General features: G+C 73.0%; 17 protein-coding genes and 1 pseudogene. 7 read left to right on the plus strand and 11 right to left on the minus strand.

All coding sequences use genetic code 11. The features are described from left to right. Positions 1-128: 128 nt before the first annotated feature. The 6 genes from IE170_RS17315 to IE170_RS17340 all read right to left on the minus strand — a co-directional run bounded on the left by IE170_RS17315 (position 129) and on the right by IE170_RS17340 (position 5,622). On the minus strand, positions 129-557 hold the full coding sequence (locus IE170_RS17315; RefSeq protein ID WP_189810284.1) for an ATP-binding protein: 429 nt from the start codon (positions 555-557) through the stop codon (positions 129-131). 195 nt (positions 558-752) lie between these two features. After that, on the minus strand, positions 753-1,187 hold the full coding sequence (locus IE170_RS17320; RefSeq protein WP_189810285.1) for a (deoxy)nucleoside triphosphate pyrophosphohydrolase: 435 nt from the start codon (positions 1,185-1,187) through the stop codon (positions 753-755). A 29-nt stretch (positions 1,188-1,216) separates the two neighbouring features. Continuing rightward, positions 1,217-1,402 (minus strand): SPOR domain-containing protein, encoded by a 186-nt coding sequence (locus tag IE170_RS17325; RefSeq protein WP_114053989.1) that lies wholly within the window; start codon positions 1,400-1,402, stop codon positions 1,217-1,219. 394 nt (positions 1,403-1,796) lie between these two features. After that, a complete protein-coding gene (locus IE170_RS17330; protein WP_189810286.1) occupies positions 1,797-2,549 on the minus strand; it encodes a GntR family transcriptional regulator in 753 nt (250 codons plus the stop codon). Positions 2,550-2,665: 116 nt separating this feature from the next. Continuing rightward, the gene (locus IE170_RS17335) at positions 2,666-3,889 is read right to left on the minus strand and encodes a DUF4190 domain-containing protein (protein ID WP_189810287.1); all 1,224 of its coding nucleotides are present in this window, start codon (positions 3,887-3,889) and stop codon (positions 2,666-2,668) included. Between the two features lie 161 nt (positions 3,890-4,050). After that, the gene (locus IE170_RS17340) at positions 4,051-5,622 is read right to left on the minus strand and encodes a S8 family peptidase (RefSeq protein ID WP_373299008.1); all 1,572 of its coding nucleotides are present in this window, start codon (positions 5,620-5,622) and stop codon (positions 4,051-4,053) included. 211 nt (positions 5,623-5,833) lie between these two features. Here IE170_RS17340 and IE170_RS17345 point away from each other — a divergent pair, with 211 nt between their 5' ends. Together IE170_RS17345 and IE170_RS17350 are read left to right on the plus strand one after the other, a co-directional pair. After that, a complete protein-coding gene (locus IE170_RS17345) occupies positions 5,834-6,946 on the plus strand; it encodes a pyridoxal-phosphate dependent enzyme (protein WP_189810289.1) in 1,113 nt (370 codons plus the stop codon). A gap of 146 nt (positions 6,947-7,092) precedes the next feature. Further along, positions 7,093-7,902, plus strand: a complete 810-nt coding sequence (locus IE170_RS17350) for an isocitrate lyase/PEP mutase family protein (protein ID WP_189810290.1) — start codon at positions 7,093-7,095, stop codon at positions 7,900-7,902. A gap of 37 nt (positions 7,903-7,939) precedes the next feature. Here the strand turns inward: IE170_RS17350 and IE170_RS17355 are convergent, their stop codons facing one another. From IE170_RS17355 to IE170_RS17370, 4 genes are all read right to left on the minus strand, one after another. Beyond that, positions 7,940-8,740 carry a trypsin-like serine peptidase gene (locus tag IE170_RS17355; RefSeq protein ID WP_229884873.1) on the minus strand — a complete coding sequence of 267 codons (801 nt, stop codon included), beginning with the start codon at positions 8,738-8,740 and terminating at the stop codon, positions 7,940-7,942. Between the two features lie 5 nt (positions 8,741-8,745). After that, the gene (locus IE170_RS17360) at positions 8,746-9,855 is read right to left on the minus strand and encodes an alpha/beta hydrolase (RefSeq protein WP_189810291.1); all 1,110 of its coding nucleotides are present in this window, start codon (positions 9,853-9,855) and stop codon (positions 8,746-8,748) included. 200 nt (positions 9,856-10,055) lie between these two features. Then, positions 10,056-11,417, minus strand: coding sequence for an alpha/beta hydrolase (locus tag IE170_RS17365; RefSeq protein ID WP_308428411.1), 1,362 nt, complete (start codon positions 11,415-11,417; stop codon positions 10,056-10,058). 151 nt (positions 11,418-11,568) lie between these two features. Next, on the minus strand, positions 11,569-12,006 hold the full coding sequence (locus IE170_RS17370; RefSeq protein WP_189810292.1) for a MarR family winged helix-turn-helix transcriptional regulator: 438 nt from the start codon (positions 12,004-12,006) through the stop codon (positions 11,569-11,571). A gap of 79 nt (positions 12,007-12,085) precedes the next feature. Between IE170_RS17370 and IE170_RS17375 the strand changes: the two genes are divergently transcribed. The 5 genes and pseudogenes from IE170_RS17375 to IE170_RS17395 all read left to right on the plus strand — a co-directional run bounded on the left by IE170_RS17375 (position 12,086) and on the right by IE170_RS17395 (position 15,327). Further along, on the plus strand, positions 12,086-13,099 hold the full coding sequence (locus IE170_RS17375) for an SMP-30/gluconolactonase/LRE family protein (RefSeq protein WP_189810293.1): 1,014 nt from the start codon (positions 12,086-12,088) through the stop codon (positions 13,097-13,099). 82 nt (positions 13,100-13,181) lie between these two features. Further along, positions 13,182-13,799, plus strand: a complete 618-nt coding sequence (locus IE170_RS17380) for a DUF6000 family protein (protein WP_189810294.1) — start codon at positions 13,182-13,184, stop codon at positions 13,797-13,799. 206 nt (positions 13,800-14,005) lie between these two features. After that, complete coding sequence (locus IE170_RS17385; RefSeq protein ID WP_189810295.1) at positions 14,006-14,587, plus strand: Uma2 family endonuclease; 582 nt, start codon at positions 14,006-14,008, stop codon at positions 14,585-14,587. A 215-nt stretch (positions 14,588-14,802) separates the two neighbouring features. Next, positions 14,803-15,072, plus strand: a complete 270-nt coding sequence (locus tag IE170_RS17390; RefSeq protein WP_189810296.1) for a type II toxin-antitoxin system Phd/YefM family antitoxin — start codon at positions 14,803-14,805, stop codon at positions 15,070-15,072. Further along, positions 15,065-15,327: pseudogene (locus IE170_RS17395) on the plus strand (type II toxin-antitoxin system RelE family toxin). The gene IE170_RS17390 and the pseudogene IE170_RS17395 overlap by 8 nt, the downstream one beginning before the upstream one ends. Positions 15,328-15,511: 184 nt before the next feature. Here IE170_RS17395 and ychF read toward each other — a convergent pair. Next, positions 15,512-16,600, minus strand: coding sequence for a redox-regulated ATPase YchF (ychF, locus tag IE170_RS17400; protein WP_189810297.1), 1,089 nt, complete (start codon positions 16,598-16,600; stop codon positions 15,512-15,514). Positions 16,601-16,654 lie beyond the last annotated feature (54 nt).

Genomic DNA, 16,654 nt, shown 5'->3' on the forward strand with positions numbered 1-16,654 from the left:
CCGCAACCGGACCGGCCATGACCGAAGTATTCAGCACCACGGCCCCGGACGGCACGGCGTTCCCGATCACGAAAAGGTCCCGACTGTTTCGAGCCATGCCCGGTGATCGTCGGCCACCCTCCACCTTGTTACTGACCAGGAAGAGCCAACTCGAACCACACGGTCTTGCCCGACTTGCCGTGACGGGTGCCCCAGCGGCGCGCGGAGACGGCCACGAGGTGCAGGCCCCGGCCGCCTTCGTCGTCGGAGCCGGCGGTGCGTTCGCGGGGCGGATCCGGAAGCGGATCGGAGACTTCCACGAGGAGGGCGGGCCCGAGGGAGGGGTCCCCGTCGACCTGCTTGCGGCGTTCCAGGCGGACCCCGATGGGGCCGGAGGCGTACCGGAGGGAGTTGGTGACCAGTTCGCTGACCAGCAGGACGGTCACCTCGCCGACGGATTCCAGGCCCCAGGAGTGGAGCGTGCCGCGCACGGCGTGGCGGGCGGTGCGGACCGCGCCGGGCTCGGCAGGGAAGGCCCATTCGGCACATTCGCCGTCTGTGTCGATCACGCCGATCACTTCCCGGGCCGGGGCGGCCGCCGTCCGGTCCGGCGGGGACGGCGCCTTGAGGTTTAGTGCGCAAAAAGGACCAATAGCGACATACCCGATAATCGCGGCGGCGTACCACCCGACTTGCATGCCCCGGCGCACTGTGGCGCGGACGGCCGAGCGCACGAGCGGTGCGCGCCCCCGTGCGACCCGGCGTGCTCCGGGTCAGGGCGCCGCCCGGGTGCCGCCGGCCCCTTCCCCCGTGTGCGCGGCGCGCAGCCGGCGGCCGATCTCGGCGACGGCCGGGCGGTCCTGGTCGAGCCAGTCCACCGACTCCAGCTCGTCGGGGGCGAGCCAGCGCAGTTCGTCGTGGTCCTCCAGCGGTGCGGGCTCCCCGTCCAGCAGGCGGGCGGTCCACACGTGCAGGACGAGGCCGGGCCGCAGCGGCCACTCCCCCGGGATGCGCTCGACGGGCTGGGTGTGCACGCCGAGCTCCTCGCGCAGTTCGCGGACCAGTGCGTCGGGGACGGACTCGCCCGGTTCGGCCTTGCCCCCGGGCAGTTCCCATCGGCCCGCCAGTTCGGGGGGCGCGCTGCGGCGGGCGGCCAACAGGCGGCCCGCACGGCAGAGGGCTCCGCCCACGACCACTCGATCCGTCATGGGCGGAGCCTATGCCACTGCCGTGATGCTCAGTTCGTCGTGGCGGTCTGGCCGATCCGCTCGACCCAGTAGAGCTGCTCGTGTCCTCGGTGGTCGAGGCTCTCGACCACCTTCTGGGCCTCGGCCCGGGTGGGGTACCGGCCCACCCGGTAGCGGTTGCCGTTGTCGTCCTGACGTATGACCAGCCACGGAAGCAGGGCACCGCTGTCGTTCATCGCGCTTCACCCTCCGCCGATCCACGTGCCCGGGCAGCCGGACCGCCTGCCCGGGAAACCGCATTGCGCATATGCCCGAGCTTACGCCCGACCTTTACTGAGCGGATACAGGTTTTTACGAAGAGATACCTGCCGGGCGTACGCATCCGGCCATGCGTACGAGTGAGCCGTGCGCGCCGGCCGCTGACCGGCGCACGCAGGCCCGGCGGCGGGCCGGACCGGCGGGATCCGCGGATCCGCGGGGCGTGCGGGGGCGGCGCCGGGGCGCGCAAGGGGCGCTGTGCCGGGGCGTCGGCGCAGGACCGGGCGATCACCATCGCACCGAAACCCGCCGCCCCGGCCCGCCCGCCGAACCGCCGACCCACCCGGACTGCCGGGCCCGCCCGGCGGGGCCTCAGCGGACGGGCAGGTGGTAGGCGAGCCGGTAGCGGTCGGCCGGCACGACCACGTCGGCGGTCTCCACGGGGCGGCCGGAGGCGTAGTAGGTGCGGCCGATCACCAGGACGACGTGCCCGGGGACGCCGCCGAGCACCGTCAGCTCCTCCGCGAGGCCGGGCCGCGCACCGACCTCCTCGACCACGTTGTCGACGACCACGTCGATGGCGGCCATGCGGTCCACGACGCCCGAGCCGCCCAGCGGTCCCTCCTCCGGCAGCATGACGGGGGTCCGGCCGGTGAGCGCCAGCGGCTCCCAGGAGGTGGACAGCATCATCGCCTCGCCGGCGTCGCGGAAGACGTACCGGGTCCGCATGACGCGCTCCCCCGGCTCGATGCCGAGGCGCTCGGCGATCGGCGCGGGCGCCGCGGTCTGCTCGCTGGCGGACTCCCAGGTGCCGCGCGCGCCCGCCTCCGCCTGCTCCTGCCGGAAGGGGGTGGAGGGCCCGCCCGAGCGGTACCCCGAGCGGGCCACCCGCCGGGGCACGGGCTGCTCCCGCACGTACGTCCCCGATCCGGAGCGGCCCTCGACGAGGCCCTCCGCCATCAGGACCTTGCGGGCCTCCAGCGCCACGGTGTCGGAGACCCCGTACTCCTCGCGGATCCGGGCCTGGGAGGGGAGGCGGGCGTGCGGGGGCAGGGAGCCGTCGACGATCTTCCGTCGGAGATCCCCGGCGACGCGGAGATAGGCCGGCTGCTCACCGAAAGCCACTGGGCACTCCCATCAGGTTGACAGACAGCAACACCCTGGCAACGGTCGGTTGTACGCCGCAAGCAAAGGCCAGTGTTTCACCCGAAGTGATGAAAGCAGGTCAGTCAAACCGTCGGTCAGATCCCGTGCAGCACGGTGCCCCCGCCAGGCCGGCGCCGCGCCGGCTCCGGCCGCGGACCGGCATCCGGATCGGCTTCCGGGTCCTCCTCGGGTGCCTCCTCGGGTGCCTCGTCCGGCTCCGCCGGGCCGCCCGGCTCCGGCCGCTCCTCCAGCCAGTCCGGCACCGTCGTCGCGAGCCCGTACGCCCCGCGCAGGTTCCGCTCCGCCGCCACGGTCGGCACCCGCGCGGCCCGCTCCCACGCCTCGCGGAAGTCGTCCGGGCGGACGGCCTCCCCGGCCCTCTGCCACTCCGCCCGGGAGGCCTCGACCTCCTTCAGCCGGATCCCGGCGGGCTCCGCGAGCTCCGGCCGCGCCAGCGCCTCCCGGAGCACCGCCGCCTCGCGGGCCAGCGCCCGCTCCACCGACCGGGCCCACTCCCGGTACGCGGGGAGCGCCTCGTCGAGGTCCTCGTCCGGGGCGCCGCTGCGGGCCAGCTCCGCCTCGTTCGCCGCGCCGAGGTAGGCCGCCTGGTCGGGCCGCAGCATGCCGGCGTCCCTGCGGAGGCTGCCGCGGTGCTCCACCTCGGCGGTGCCGAGGACGCACAGCAGGTGCCGGTCCCCGTCACCCCACGACTCGCGGGAAGGCGCGAAGTAGAACATGTCCGCGTACGGGGGCAGGGCCCAGGTGTCCATGGCGTACGCGTCCTGCGCCCGCCAACAGGCCTCCGCGGCACTGCGCTTGACCTTGCGGCCGCCGGGGAACGCCGGCTGGCCGAGCAGTGTCGAGGAGGTCACCTCGCCCTGGTGGACCTCGGCGCAGTCGATCCGGTAGAAGAGCGGGTCCTCGTCGAGCAGGTCGCCGCCGGGGACGTTGAAGCAGTCGCCGGCCTGGAGCTCCTCGGGGACGGTCAGCTCGCCCGCCACGCTCTCGTACTGCTCCAGGGCGTCGAGCCGTTCGAAGAGCGGACCGGCAGCCTGCGCGACGGTGAACAGGGCGGCGGCGGTGGTCACCAGCGACACGGCGAGGCCTGCGAGGGCCAGCGGCCGGCCGCGCTCGCCCTTGCGGGAGATCTGTACGAGCGCCACGACCGCGAGGACGATGCCGAGCGGCGGCAGGCACAGCAGCCCGACGAGCAGCGAGGCCGGCGCGAACCCGTTCAGCTCCGCGTCCCCTTCCGCCTGCGGCGATGCCGCCGGCCGGCGGTGCGGCGGCGGCCAGGCGGGCGGCGGCGGGGTGCTCACGGGCGCGGGACTCCATCCCGGGGGTGCGGAGGCGAATGCGCGAAATAGTACGCAGCGGGGGCGACCGCGGTGTCGGTCGCCCCCGCCGCCCGCCCGGCGCCCCTGCGGGCGGTTCCGGGCTCAGCAGGTGCCGGTCGGGCCGCAGGCGGCCCCGTACCGGATCAGAACTGCAGCGCCCACGAGTCGATCTTGCCGGTGTCGAGGTTCGCGTTGTCGTTCACGCGCAGCTTCCAGGTGCCGTTCGCGGTCTCCGAGGAGGCGTTCACTGTGAAGGTGCGGATGATGTTGTCCGCGCTGCCGCCCGAGCGGTTGTGCAGGTTGTAGGCGGTGCCGTCGGGGGCGACCAGGTCGACCTTGAGGTCGCCGATGTAGGTGTGCTTGATGTCGACCGCGACGGTCAGGGCCGCCGGGGCGCTGCCGGGCACGCCGCTGACGGTGACCGGGGACTCGACGGTCGCGTTGTCGTTGACCGCGTAGTCGGCGGAGTTCTCGAAGCGCGGGCCGGGAGGCGTGGTGGTGCCGCCGCCGACGTAGAGCAGGCGGTTCGGGGAGCCGGAGCCGGGGCCGGTCACCACGTTCGGGGTGGCCGCGGCGGTGAGGGCCTGGGAGACCTGGGCGGGCGTGCTCGCGGGGTTGTCCGCCAGGTGCAGGGCGGCTGCGCCCGCGACGTGCGGCGCGGCCATCGAGGTGCCGGAGATGGTGTTGGTGGCGGTGTCCCCGGTGGCCCAGGCGGAGGTGATGGAGGAGCCGGGGGCGAATATGTCGAGGATGCTTCCGTAGTTGGAGAAGCTGGACTTGGCGTCCGTGCTGGTGGTGGCGCCGACCGTGATGGCCTCGGCGACGCGGGCCGGGGACTTCGTGCTCGCGTCGGTGCTCTCGTTGCCCGCGGCCACCGCGTACGTGACGCCGGAGGCGATCGAGTTGCGCACGGCGGTGTCGAGCGCGGAGTCGGCGCCTCCGCCGAGGGACATGTTGGCGACGGCCGGCTTGACGGCGTTGCGGGTCACCCAGTCGATGCCCGCGACGACCTGGGCGGTCGTGCCGGAGCCCTGGTTGTTCAGCACGCGGACGCCGACGATCTTGGCCTTCTTGGCGACGCCGTACGCGCCGCCGGCGACGGTGCCGGCGACGTGCGTGCCGTGGCCGTGGCCGTCCTGGGCGGTGTTGTCGTTGTCGACGGCGTCGTAGCCGTAGGAGGCGCGGCCCCCGAAGTCCGAGTGGGTGATGCGCACGCCGGTGTCGATGATGTAGGCGGTGACGCCCTCGCCGGCCTTGTCGGGGTACGTGTAGCTGTTGTTCAGCGGGAGGGCCCGCTGGTCGATGCGGTCCAGGCCCCAGGACGGCGGGCTGGGCTGGGTGCCCTGGGCGCCGTCGACGGTGAAGACCCGGTTCTGCACGACCGACTTGACCGCCGGGTCGGCGGCGAGCTTGCGGGCCTGTGCCTCGGAGACCTCGACGGAGTAGCCGTTGAGCGCGGCGCTGTAGGTGCGGTCGATGGTCGCCCCGTACTTGCGGGCGACGGCCTTGCCGCTCTCGGCGGTGGAGCGGGCGGCGGAGTCCTTCAGGGTCACGATGTAGCTGCCCGCCACGGCGCCGGGGGCGCCGGCGTTCTCGATGACGCCCTGGGGGGCCCGGTCGGCCGCGGACGCGGGGAGCGCGGCGGCGGCGCCGAGCGCGAGGGCCGCGACGGCGGTCACGCCGGCGGCGGCGGCCTTCCGGCGGGTGCGACGCATGGACATGTGGGGGGTCCTCCTCGTCGGTGGAGCTCTGGGGATGGCGGCGGAACGGCGGACGCCAAGCCATGGACATGACAAGACTGGGGACGCCCGGCCCGGCACCGCCTGTCGAAAGGTTGGCCCAGCCCGTCGGCATCCCACAAGGGGACGGCGGACGCGTAACATCCGTGCCATACAACGGCCATGAAAGAGCAAAGGTGCTCCGCACATGACGCACGCAATCCCCGGCTACGTCTGCTCCGACGACGGCACCCGCGCGGACGTGCGGACCGCACCGTGGTGCTGCCCCGTCTGCGGCGGCCCCTGGGACCTCGACTTCGCACCGGATCCGGCCAGCGCCCTCGACCCGCAGGCCGGGCCCAACTCCCTGTGGCGCTTCGGGTCCGCGCTGCCCCTGCCGGGGGCGTTCTCCGTGACCATGTCGGAGGGGAACACCCCGCTGCTCCCGCTCGGGGAGCGGATTCACGCCAAGCTCGACTTCCTGATGCCCACCCTGTCGTTCAAGGACCGCGGCGCGGTGATGCTCGCCGAAGTGGCCCGGCGGCTGGGCCCCGAGAGGGTCGTCGCGGACAGCAGCGGCAACGCCGGAACGGCCGTGGCGGCGTACTGCGCGCGGGCCGGGCTGAGTTGTGAAATTTTCGTGCCCGAGGGCACCTCCGAGAAGAAGACCGGCCAGATGCGCGCCCACGGCGCGGCGGTACGGGTGGTTCCGGGCGGCCGCGAGGCCGCCGCGGCCGCGGCGCGCGCGGAGGCGGACCTGCCGGGCGTCTTCTACGCCAGCCACGTGTACAACCCGTACTTCCTGCACGGCACCAAGACGTACGCCTACGAGGTGTGGGAGGAGCTCGGCGGCCGGCTGCCCGAGGTCCTCGTGCTCCCCGTCGGCAACGGCACCCTGCTGCTGGGCGCCGCCCTGGCCGCGGAGGAGCTGGCCCGGCGCGGAGTGCGCCCGCCGGCCCTGTTCGCGGTGCAGGCGGAGGCGGTGTCCCCGCTGGCGCAGGCGTTCGCGGCCGGCGCCGAGGACGCCGGCCCGGTCGGGCAGCGGCCCACCCTCGCCGAGGGGATCGCGATCCCGGCGCCGCCGCGGGCCCGCCAGATCCTGGCCGCGGTGCGGAAGTCCGGCGGCACCTTCCTGACCGTCTCGGAGGAGGCCCTCGACGCCGCCCACCGGGACCTGGCCGGGCGCGGCCTCTTCGTCGAGCCGACGGCTGCCGCCTGCTGGGCCGCGGTCGGCCCCGGCGCCCCGTCGAACCCGCTGCAGGGGCGGACGGCGGTGCTGCCGCTGTGCGGGGCGGGCCTGAAGGCGTCGCCGGCAGCCTGAGGGGCGGGCGGGGGGCGGCAGGGCGCGGCGCCGGCCGGTGCCGTCGCCCGGCGCGGCGGCCTTGCGGGCCGGTCCGGCCGCGGGTGGCGGCGTACGTGTCGGAAAACCGCCAGCCGCGGCGGCCCGGCAGCTGGTCAACTGGTGGCATGACCACTGCCGTTGACCTCGCCCGCCGCTTCGCGGACCTCCACGACCCCGCCGCCCCGCTGGCCCTGGCCAATGCCTGGGACGTCGTCAGCGCCCGTATCGTCGAGGCCGCCGGCGCCCCCGCCGTCGCCACGACGAGCGCCGGCGTCGCCTGGTCCCTCGGCGCGCCCGACGGGGACGCGCTGGCCCGCGACCGGGCCGTCGACCTGGTGGCCCGGGTGGCCTCCGCCGTCTCCGTGCCCGTCACCGCCGACATCGAGGGCGGCTTCGCCGCCGACCCGGCGGGCGTCGGGGAGACCGTCGCCGCGGTCCTCGCCTCCGGCGCCGTCGGCATCAACATCGAGGACGGGGGCCGCGCCCCCGCCGAGCACGCCGAGCGCGTCGCCGCCGCCCGGGCCGCCGCCGACGCGGCCGGGATCCCGCTGTACGTCAACGCCCGCATCGACACCTACCTGTTCGGCCTCGGCGACCCCGCGGGCCGCCTCGACGAGACCCTGGCCCGCGCCGCCGCCTACCTGCGCGCGGGCGCCTCCGGCATCTTCGTGCCCGGCACCACCGACCCGGCCGTCGTCGCCGAGCTCGCCAAGGGGATCGACGCCCCCCTCAACGTGCTGGCCGGCCCCGGCGACCCGTCCGTCGCCGCGTTCGGCGCCCTCGGCGCGGCCCGGGTCAGCCTCGGCTCCCGGGTGGCGGAGGCCGCGTACGGCGTCGTGCGGCGCGCCGCGGAGGAGCTCCTCGCGCACGGCACGTACACCGCGGTCGCCGACGCCCTGCCGTACGGGACGCTGAACGGCCTGCTCCAGGGCTGAACGGGACGGGCCGGCCGGGCGGCCGGGGCGCCTGCCGTCAGTCCTGCGCGGCCCGCTCGTACAGCGCCCGGGCCCGTTCGTCGAAGAGCGCCGCGGTGGAGTCGACGTCCGTGTCCCCGCCGCTCAGTACGCCGATCAGGTGGCCGGGGCTGCCCGGGCCGCCCCGGTCGGCGATGAAGGGGCTGCCGCTGGTGCCCGTCCAGAAGCCGGCGCAGCCGATGTACAGCATCGCCGGGTCGTCCTCGTCGTGGGCGGTCCGGGTGGAGCAGGAGACGGGCCGGTTCTCCGGGTTGCGGGCCGACTCCGGGTAGCCGACGACGGTGACCTCTCGCTCGTACCCGGAGGTCCAGTCCGGGACGGGCGCCTCCCGGGCGCCGCCGACCGCCTCCTGGACGGCCTGCTGGACGGTCCGGCCGTCCTCGTCCGGCTCGACGCTGAGGAAGGCGTAGTCGGCGGTGTCCTCGCCCCACCGCGTCCACCGCTCGTCGACGTGGACGGCCTTGACCTTCCACACTCCGAGCGGCTGCCGGCCCGGCCCCTCACCGGTGAAGGCCGGCGCGAAGGACAGGTCGCCGATCTCGCGGCCGTCGTGCGCGACCTCGCCCGGCTCGCCGTCCTCCCCGGCCGGGGCCACGCAGTGCGCGGCGGTCGCGACGACCGTCCCCTTGGGGCTGTCGACGACGCTCGCCGTGCACCAGTGCTCCCCGTTCGCCATGAGCACGCCGACCCCGGGGAAGGGGTGGACGGCGCCGGCGTCCTCGTCCACCGCCTGGGCGAAGGCGACGGCCAGGGCGGCCGCCACCCCGGCGGCCGCCGCCGCGGACGCCCCCCGCCTCACGGCGGTCAGCGCACGCCGGGGTCGGGGGTCGGTGCAGACATCACCTTGCTGATCCACTCCAGGGAGCCCTCCCTCATGCCGCGCACATACGACTTTCCGTTGTGCTCACCATCCTGGATCACCTGCAGCCGGGTGTGCACGGGGCCCCTGCCGTACTCCTTCATGAACTTCTCGGCCTTGTCGCGGCCGGACTCGGCGGTGCCGATCTGGAAGTTGACATAGACGTCCGGGCCGCCGGCCGCGATCAGCCGGGCGGCGAGCTTCTCCGGGTTGTTCTCGTCCATCGCCTTCTTGTTCCCCTTCCACAGCGGGGAGTCGGGGACGATGTCGATGCCGCTCGCGATGACCGCCTTGAAGCGGTCGGGGTGCTTCAGGACGTGCTTGAAGGCGCCGAAGCCGCCCGAGGAGGAGCCCATGAAGCCCCACCCGTCGCGGGAGGTGAAGGTGCGGAAATTGGCGCGGGTGAAGTCGGGGACGTCGTCCGCCATCCAGGTGCCCATCTTCGGCTGCCCGGGGATGTCCGAGCCGTCGAAGTGGTTCTTGGTGTCGGCGTTGATCACCGGCATGACGAGGATGAAGGGCAGGCTCTTCCCGGTCTTCACCCCGTCGGCCACCGCCTGCTGGAGGCCGAGGCCGGGTCCGGTGCCCCAGTAGTTCTTCGGGTAGCCGCGGCCGCCCGGCAGGGAGATCAGGACCGGGAACGCGCTCTTGGCGTACCGGGGGTCGTCGTACTCCTTGGGGACCCACACCCACACGTCGCCGGTGAACCCGGACTTCGGTCCCTTCAGGGTCGTCTTGGCGATCTGCGTTCCGTCCGGCAGGCGGCTGGTGCGGATGAACGAGGCCTTCGGGCCGGTCGGCAGGCTGACCCCGGAGGGGACGGCCTCGGCGGCCGCCGCCGCGGGCTTCTTGGTCTTCTCGAAGGACATGGGATCCCCTATGTCCGAGAAGAGGCCGAACTTGTAGGCGGCCGCGCCGCCGCCGGCGGTGAGCACGAAGGCGAGCCCGCCGCCGATCAGGAGCCTGCGCAGGCGCCTGGGGCGGGGGCGGCCCGTGGTCACGGGGCCTTCCCCGGCCGCGTCGCGGCGCTCGCCCTGAAGCTGGTCATGCTGCACGGAATTGTCCCGTTCCCTCTCCGGCGCCCGCAGGGGGCGCGGGGTCGGACCGATCGGTCCCCCTTACACCCCTTACAGAGGGATCAACGACGGGGAGGGTTGCCTGGGACGGGTGTGACGTGGGGCGCGCGAACAGCGGCGGCCCCGCCGCCCGCGGGGGGCGACGGGGCCGCGGCGTCCTGCGGATCCCGGGGGCAGGGTCAGCCGGCCTCGGGCTTGGGCGCCTTGAGCACCTTGCTGATCCACTCCAGGGAGCCCTCCTTCATGCCCCGGACGTAGTGCCAGCCGTTGTGCTCGCCGTTCTGGATGTCGCGGATGGTGGTCTTGACCGGTCCCTTGCCGTACTCCTGCTGGAACTTGACCATCCGGTCCTTGCCGCCCTCCTTGGTGCCGATCTGGAAGTTGATGTACACCTCCGGGCCCTTGCGGTCGATCAGCTTCTTGGCGAGCTTCTCCGGGTTGTTCGCGTCCATCTCCGCCTGGTGGCCCTTCCACAGCGGGGAGTCCGGGACGATCTCGCCGCCGCTGGCGATCACGGCCTTGAACTTGTCCGGGTGCTGGAGGACGGTCTTCATGCCGACGAAGGCGCCGGACGAGGAGCCCATGAAGGCCCAGCCGTCGCGGGACTTGTAGGTGCGGAAGTTCGCCTTGGCGAAGTTCGGGACGTCCTCGGCCATCCAGGTGCCCATCTTGGGCTGGCCGGGGATGTCGGAGCCGTCGTAGTAGTACTTGTTGTCGGGGTTCAGCACGGGCATGATCACGACGTACGGCAGGCTGGTGCCTGCGGCGACGCCGTCGCTGATCGCCTTGTGCAGGCCGAGGCTGCGGTCGGCCCAGTAGTTGGTCGGGTAGCCCTCGCCGCCGGGCAGCGCGATCAGCACCGGGAAGCCGCTCTTGGCGTACTTCGGGTCGTCGTACTGCTTGGGCGCCCACACCCACACGTCGCCGGTGAAGCCGGACTTGGCGCCGACCAGCGTCGTCTTGGCGACGATCGTGCCGTCGTCGAGCTTGGCGGTCTGCTTGAACTGGGCCTTCGGGCCGGTCGGCATCTGCACGTCCGGGTCGCCGCTGGGCGCGGCCTCGGTCGGCGCGCCGCCCGCCTTGCCGGCCTCGCCACCGGAGCCGGAGGCAGGGGTCTTGCCGAAGCTGACGGCCTCGCCGTTGCCGGAGAACCACTCCAGCTTCCAGGCGGCGAAGCCGCCGCCGCCGAGCAGCAGGGCGAGCACCACGACGGCGCTGATCCATATCGCGCGGCGCGAGCGGCGGGGACGCGGCTCGTCGTCGTACGCGTCCTCGTACCCGTCGTCGTACCGGTCGCCGCCGTCCGGGTGGGGGCGCGGGCCGGGCGGCGGCGGGACCGGGGGGCCGGCCTGGTACTGCTGCGGCTGCTCGTACTCGCCGTACGGGGCGCCGTAGGGCGCGCCCTGCGGGGCGTACGGCTGCTGCGGCTGCTGCGGGTAGCCCTGCGGTGCCTGCGGCTGCCGGGCCTCGTACGGCCCGGCGGGCCTGTGCTGCGGGTGCGGCTGGTCGTCAGGCCGCGGGCGCTGCGGGTACTGGTGCACGAACTTGGCTCCGAACGGTCATGGCTGCCCCCGGGGCTGGGACAAACGGCTGGACTCCCCCTGGTTCTGATGTGCGAACGGCGGAGTCAGTTCCCGAACGCGGCAAAAAACCTGGCCCGACCGCGGCCCGGAAGAACCCCCCGCCCCCTTGTCACCTCTGGGCGTCGAGCACCTCGGCACACCGCCCCAGCAGCCGGACCAGCAGCTCCCGCTCCTCGTCGGTGAAGGCGGCGGCGAGCGCCCGCTCCACCCGCACCGCGCCGGCGTCGGCCTGCTCCAGGGCGGCCCGGCCCTCGGGGGTGAGGCGGGTCTCCAGGACGTTGCGGTGCCACTCGTGGGGGCTGCGCTCGACGAAGCCGCGCTCCTGGAGGTTCTTCAGCACGGTCGTCATGGTCGGCGGGGTCACCCCGCACAGCCGCGCGAGGGCGGCGGCGGAGATGCCGGGCTTCTCGGCGAGCCAGAGGAGGGCCGCGTACTGGGGGACCGTCACCCCGGCGGGCCTGAGCGCGGCGTTCTTCGCCGCGAGCAGCGCCTGCTCGGCCCGCTTGACGTGCGAGCCGATCCGCTCCTCGGGGGACATGGAGGTCATGCGGGCCATCCTAAGCCCCTTGCCTTTCATTAGACCTCTAACATAAGTTCGCACCCACCGAACAAACAGAGGTCACATCATGCTGTCTCCCAAGAACAAGAAACCGGCCGTGGCGCTGATCGCGCTGGCTGCGTTGGCGTCGGCCGGCATGGGCCCGGCGGCGGCCGCCGCACCGGTCGAGCCGTCCGCTCACACGGCGGCGCCGCACGCCCGCGTCTCCACCGCCTTCACGCTCCCCGGCGAACGGGTCTACCCCGAGGGCATAGCCGCCGACCCGCGCACCGGCACCGTGTACGTCGGCTCGTACGCGGACGGCACCGTCTACCGGACCCTGCCCGGGCGGTCCCGCGCCGAGGTGTTCCTGCCGGCGGGCACGGACGGCCGCCGCACGGCGAACGGCCTGCGCGTCGACGACCGCGGCCGCCTGTGGGTCACCGACTCGACCGCCGGCGTCACGGTGTACGACACCCGCTCCGGGGCCCGCCTGGCCCGCTTCGACGTCCCGGGCACCGGTCCGCGCTTCGTCAACGACGTGGCGATCACCCCGGACGGGACGGCGTACCTCACGGACAGCGCCCGGGCCGTGGTCTACCGGGTCACCCGCGCACAACTAGCGGAGGGCGGCGGCACCCTGCACCCGGCGTACGACGTCACGGCAGAACTGGCCCCCGTCCCGGGCCGCCGGTTCAGCCTCAACGGCATCACGGCCGACCCGCGCGGCCGCCACCTGCTGACGGTCGACATGATCGCGGGCGAGCTGTTCCGCATCGACCTGCGCAGCGGCGCGATCACGCGTGTCGCCCTCGAGGGCGGGAACGTCCTCAACGGCGACGGCATCGACCTCGCCGCGGACGGCGCCCTCCGCGTCGTCCACAACACGACGAACACCCTGACCCGCTGGCGCACGAACGGGGACGGCACCCGAGCCCGCCTGGTCCGCACGCTCACGGACCCGTCCCTGCAGATCCCGACCACCCTGACCCGCACCCGCGGCCGCACCCTGGTGGTCCGCTCCCAGTTCGACAAGGGCGGCCCGGCCGGCGACAACGGCGACCCCACGACCTTCTCGGTCGCGGAAGTCCGCGGCCTCTGACCGACGGCGGGCCGCCCGGCCGCGCCGCCGGGCGGCCCGAAACCCTGGCCCGCCGCCTGCCCCCTGCCACCACACTGCAACGGTGACGGACGTACGCGACACCTACGTATCAAGGCTCTACGGGGGCGTACCGCGCTACCTGGCCCTGAACAGCGGCCGCTACCTGAGTCCCCGCTGGTGGCACACTGCCCGCTTCACCCGCCACCTCCTGGACGACGCCGCCGCGATCACCGGCACCGAGCTGGAAGCCCTCCTCGCCCAGGGGTGGCGCTCACGCCTCACCGCCGCCTGGCTGATCGGCATAGACCGCCGCGCCCCGTTCCGCACCCGCATCGGCGACCTGCTCCTGGCGAGCGAGGCACCCTACGCCGGCGGCGCCTACTGCTTCGCGCTGGCCCGCCTCGACACCCCGGCGGACGCCGAGATCGTCTCGACGTACCTCGACCGCTACCTCCCGCGCACCGACCTGGACTACGACCAGCCGACCGCACTCGGCGCCCTCCTCCGCCTCGACGCCCGCCTGGACACCCACCACGCCGACCGCTTCCCGGAACCCGGCGGCCTCTGGGACCGATGGACGCAAGCCATGCACCACCTGGGCCGCTCCCCCGGCACTCCGGCGGACCTGCACCACTGGACCGACCTCCAGTGCGACTTCGCCGACAGCTGGTCCGCCCGCCGCCGCGACCGCCGCCGCTGAGCGGGCCACAAGCCAGTCGGCGGTCCGGGGGCCGGTGACGGCCGAGGACGACATGCCGCCTCCGCACTACCGGGACTCCTCGCACGGCCGCAACCGGCCCACCGCACCCCCCGCACAGGACGAGGAAGACGGGATCCGACCGGAGCCGGAAGGCCCACCTCTGGCGAGGCGGGCCTTCCGGTCGTCCGGGCCGCTACCGTGAAGCCATGACCGCACTGCCCGACTGGATGCGCCCGCCGCGCGCGGAAGGCTGGTTCGCGGAGGACCTCGACCGCCTCCCCGAGGCACCCCGCCACACCGAGCTCATCGACGGAGCCCTCGTCTTCATGATGTCGCCGCAACGGGCCTGGCACGGCCGTCTCGTCACCGCCCTGACCACCACGCTGATGGCCCAGGCACCGGTCGGCCTCGAGGTCGAGCGGGAGATGACGATCCGCCTCGATGCCCGCAACCGCCCCGAGCCGGACCTCCTGCTGACGGACCTGCCCTACGACCCCGACCGCACCTGGTACGCCCCGGAGCACGTGAAGCTCGTCGTGGAGGCCGTGTCACCCGAGTCCGCCCATCGCGATCGCACGGTGAAGCTCCGCAAGTACGCAGAGGCCGGCATCCCGCACTACTGGTGCATCGAGGAAGAGGACGGGGCGCCCGTGGTCCACGTCTACGAGCTCGACGAACCGACTGGCGCCTACGCGCCCGCCGGGATCTTCCGAGGGACCCTCCAGCGCCCGGTGCCCTTCGAGATCACCCTGGACCTCGACAAGCTCACACCGCCCCGAAGCAGCTGAAAAGGCGTGGTGCTGATTCACACGCTCAGACGTTGAAGCGGAACATTCAGCAAAGCGCTCTCGCCTGCGAAAACGTCGACTTCGCAGCCCATGTCCAGCACCCGTCCAGCACGGTGCCGGCTATCCGGCATGTCCAGCACGCTCAGCCACGGCGAAGGGAGCCGGCTCCGCCAAAGCCATTGTGTACACATGGGACACTCGGTACGCTTGAGGGCATGACGCAGCCACTGCCCATGGAGTCCATCCGCGACGTGCGTGCGCACCTGGCGGAGGTCGTCGATCGCGCCGACCGCGACGACGTGCCCACGGTGATCACACGCCGGGGCAAGGAAGTCGCCGCCGTCGTCTCCATCGAGGTGCTGCGCAAGTACCAGGAGTGGGAAGAGCGCGAGATCAACCGGATCATTGACGAGCGCATGGCCAACCCCGCGCCCGGCACCCCCCTCGAGGACGTCATGAGGGAGACGCTGGCGCGCGGTGAGTGAGTACCGAACCGTCTTCCGCCCCGAGGCGCAGGCCGAGCTTCGCAAGATCCCTCGCGGCATGGCACTGCGCATCCTCGCCAAGCTGACGCAGCTGGAGGGCGACCCCTTCGGCTTCAACACCACCGCGCCCGTGTCCCAACCGGAACGGCGCCGCCTGCGAGTCGGCGACTACCGAGTCGTCTACACCGTCGACAACGGAGAACTCGTGGTGTGGGTCGTCCACGTCGGCCACGCTCCACCGTCTACGACGCCTGACCCGGGCAGATCAGCGGTCTGCGGACCATGTAAAGCCCGCAAGGGAGGGTGAACGCCTGATGGGCGGTCAGCTGTCCCGGCACCGTCCCGGCACGGGCAAAGACCAAGGGCCCACCTCCGAGGAGGCGGGCCCTTCTGCACCTGCGTGTTTGCCCGGTGGGCGACGTGGTGCTGATTCACACGCTCAGACGTTGAAGCGGAACTCCACCACGTCGCCGTCCTGCATGACGTAGTCCTTGCCCTCCATGCGCGCCTTGCCCTTCGCGCGGGCCTCGGCCACCGAGCCGCATTCGACCAGGTCCTGGAAGGAGATGACCTCCGCCTTGATGAAGCCGCGCTGGAAGTCCGTGTGGATCACGCCCGCCGCCTCGGGGGCCGTGGCGCCCTTCTTGATCGTCCAGGCGCGGGTCTCCTTCGGGCCCGCCGTCAGGTAGGTCTGCAGGCCCAGGGTGGTGAAGCCGACGCGGCCGAGGGTGGCCAGGCCGGGCTCCTCCTGGCCGACGGACTGGAGGAGCTCCAGGGCCTCCTCGTCGTCCAGTTCGGCGAGGTCCGCCTCCAGCTTGGCGTTGAGGAAGATGGCCTCCGCCGGGGCGACCAGCGCGGACTGCTCCGCCTTGAAGGCGTCGTCCGTCAGCTCGTCCTCGTCGACGTTGAAGACGTACAGGAAGGGCTTCGTCGTCAGCAGGTGCAGCTCGTGCAGCAGGTCGCCCTGCTCGGTGCCCTTGGTGATGCCCTTCGAGAAGAGGGTGTCGCCGGCCTCGAGGATCGTCTTCGCGTTCTCGACGGCGGCCAGGACCGCGACCTTGTCCTTCTGGAGGCGGGCCTCCTTCGTCAGGCGCGGGACGGCCTTCTCGATGGACTGGAGGTCGGCGAGGATCAGCTCGGTGTTGATCGTCTCGATGTCGTCCTTCGGCGAGACCTTGCCGTCGACGTGGACGACGTTCTCGTCCTTGAAGGCGCGGATGACCTGGCAGATCGCGTCCGACTCGCGGATGTTCGCGAGGAACTTGTTGCCCAGGCCCTCGCCCTCCGACGCGCCGCGGACGATGCCCGCGATGTCGACGAAGTCGACGGTCGCCGGGAGGATGCGCTCCGACTTGAAGATCCCGGCCAGGACGGCGAGGCGGGGGTCGGGCACGCCGACGACGCCGACGTTCGGCTCGATGGTGGCGAACGGGTAGTTGGCCGCCAGCACGTCGTTCTTGGTCAGGGCGTTGAACAGGGTCGACTTGCCGACATTCGGCAGGCCGACGATTCCGATCGTGAGCGACACGTTGGCGACTTCCCGTAGCTGGAGGGGGCGACGGCCCGGGCGCGGGCCACCGGA

The sequence above is a fragment of the Streptomyces toxytricini genome (assembly GCF_014649915.1).
GTDB classification, from domain to species: domain Bacteria; phylum Actinomycetota; class Actinomycetes; order Streptomycetales; family Streptomycetaceae; genus Streptomyces; species Streptomyces toxytricini.

Coding starts and splice junctions, on each gene's coding strand:
- IE170_RS17340 (WP_373299008.1), bottom strand. CDS start 5,622: ATGCGTCGCACCCGCCGGAAGGCCGCCGCCGCCGGCGTGACCGCCGTC.
- IE170_RS17375 (WP_189810293.1), top strand. CDS start 12,086: ATGCTGTCTCCCAAGAACAAGAAACCGGCCGTGGCGCTGATCGCGCTG.
- IE170_RS17325 (WP_114053989.1), bottom strand. CDS start 1,402: ATGAACGACAGCGGTGCCCTGCTTCCGTGGCTGGTCATACGTCAGGAC.
- IE170_RS17345 (WP_189810289.1), top strand. CDS start 5,834: ATGACGCACGCAATCCCCGGCTACGTCTGCTCCGACGACGGCACCCGC.
- IE170_RS17385 (WP_189810295.1), top strand. CDS start 14,006: ATGACCGCACTGCCCGACTGGATGCGCCCGCCGCGCGCGGAAGGCTGG.
- IE170_RS17370 (WP_189810292.1), bottom strand. CDS start 12,006: ATGACCTCCATGTCCCCCGAGGAGCGGATCGGCTCGCACGTCAAGCGG.
- IE170_RS17350 (WP_189810290.1), top strand. CDS start 7,093: ATGACCACTGCCGTTGACCTCGCCCGCCGCTTCGCGGACCTCCACGAC.
- IE170_RS17390 (WP_189810296.1), top strand. CDS start 14,803: ATGACGCAGCCACTGCCCATGGAGTCCATCCGCGACGTGCGTGCGCAC.
- IE170_RS17320 (WP_189810285.1), bottom strand. CDS start 1,187: ATGACGGATCGAGTGGTCGTGGGCGGAGCCCTCTGCCGTGCGGGCCGC.